The 1,784-nt window shown below is 64.9% G+C and carries 2 protein-coding genes; both read left to right on the top strand.

The features are described from left to right. A partial coding sequence (locus tag DU506_RS21095) for a TRAP transporter small permease (RefSeq protein ID WP_147273812.1) occupies positions 1–498 on the top strand: 498 nt, incomplete at its 5' end. Next, a partial coding sequence (locus tag DU506_RS21090) for a TRAP transporter large permease (protein ID WP_147273811.1) occupies positions 491–1,784 on the top strand: 1,294 nt, incomplete at its 3' end. The genes DU506_RS21095 and DU506_RS21090, both read left to right, overlap by 8 nt.

Genomic DNA, 1,784 nt, shown 5'->3' with positions numbered 1-1,784 from the left:
GCCACCCTCTTTGCCTTGATGCTGCTGACCACCGCCGATGTCGTCGGCCGTTATTTCTTCAATGCCCCCATTCTCGGCACCGTCGAACTCACCCAGCAGATGCTGGCGGCGGTGGTGTTCCTGTCGCTGCCGGTGGCCTGCTGGCGAGAGGAGCACATCAGCGTCGACCTGCTGGACGCGGTGTTTCCATCGCGCTTCATCTGGTTGCGCCAATTGGTCGTCAACCTGGTGGTCGCCCTGGCGCTGTGGGTGATCGCCGGCCGCGTCTGGTCCCTGGGCGAGCGGGCCTTCGCCTGGGGCGACGTGACCGAGTTCCTGCGCATTCCCAACGGCTACCTGATCTACCTGATCGCCCTCATGTTGTTCCTTTCCGCGCTGCTCACCCTGGGGCGGGCGATTGGCTACCTGCTCGAGGGGGTTGGCGTCGTCGAACGCGGCGGCCCGGTCAGCCCGACCAAGCCCGACACCGACAAACAGCAGGGAGACACGCATGATTGAAGCACTCTACGGCTTTGCCGGCCTGTTGATTCTGGTGTTCCTGCGCCTGCCGCTGGCCTTCGCCATGGGCATCGTGGGGTTCGTGGGCTTTTATTACCTGACCGGCAACTGGGGCGCCGCCGAAGCCATGGCCTCGCGCCGGGTGGTGGACACCGCCATGAGCTACGGCCTGTCGGTGATTCCGCTGTTCATCCTGATGGGTAACCTGGTCTCGCATGCGGGGCTTTCGGATGCGCTGTTCCGGGCCTCCAACGGTTTTCTCGGCCACCGCAAGGGCGGCCAGGCCATGGCCACCATCGTCGCCTGCGGCGGGTTCAGCGCCATCTGCGGGTCGAGCCTGGCCACTTGCGCCACCATGGGCCGGGTGGCCATGCCGCAGATGCGCAAGTACGGCTACAAGGACTCCCTGGCCGCCGCCTCGATTGCCGCGGGCGGCACCCTGGGGATATTGATTCCCCCCAGCGTGATGCTGGTGATCTACGGCATCATCACCGAGACCAGTATTCGCGAGCTGTTCGCGGCCGGCTTCATCCCCGGAATACTGGGCATCGTGATGTACCTGGGGGCGGTGAAATGGGTGCTGTGGCGCGACCCCGACGCAGGCCCGGCAGCCGAGAAGGTGCCCTGGGGCGAGCGTCTGGCGGCGCTCAAGGACGTGGGCAGCACCGTGGCGCTGTTCGTGCTGGTGATCGGCGGCATCTACATGGGCATATTCACGCCCACCGAAGCCGCGGGCATCGGGGCGATGGGCGCCTTCGTCATCGCCCTGCTCAAGCGTGCCCTGACGCCCGGGGTGCTGATGAATGTACTGATGGATACGGTGCGCACCACCGCCATGTTGTTTGCCGTGGTGCTCACCGCCCTGATCTTCGCCAACTTCATCAACCGGGCGGGCTTGCCCAACGACCTGCTGGCGCTGGTCAACGGGCTCAATGTGGCGCCCTTCGTGGTGATCCTGGTGATCCTGGCGATCTACGTGGTGCTGGGCTGCGTGTTCGAGAGCATGTCGATGCTGCTGCTCACCGTGCCGGTGTTCTTTCCGGTGGTGGCGGGGCTGGGCTACGACCTGGTGTGGTTCGGCATTCTGGTGGTGATCGTGATCGAGATCAGCCTGATCACGCCGCCGGTGGGAATGAACGTCTTCGTGCTGCGGGCGGTGCTGCCGGACGTTAGCACCGGGACGATCTTCCGGGGCGTGACACCCTTCTGGGTGGCCGGTACGCTACGCGCCATTCTGGTACTGGTGTTTCCGGGCATCGTGCTGTTCCTGCCACAACTGCTCTATT

Source organism: Vreelandella rituensis, assembly GCF_003336665.1.
In the GTDB taxonomy this organism is placed as follows: domain Bacteria; phylum Pseudomonadota; class Gammaproteobacteria; order Pseudomonadales; family Halomonadaceae; genus Vreelandella; species Vreelandella rituensis.
The sequence above is the reverse complement of the archived record's forward strand: the minus strand, read 5'-3'. Positions and strand labels throughout refer to the sequence as shown.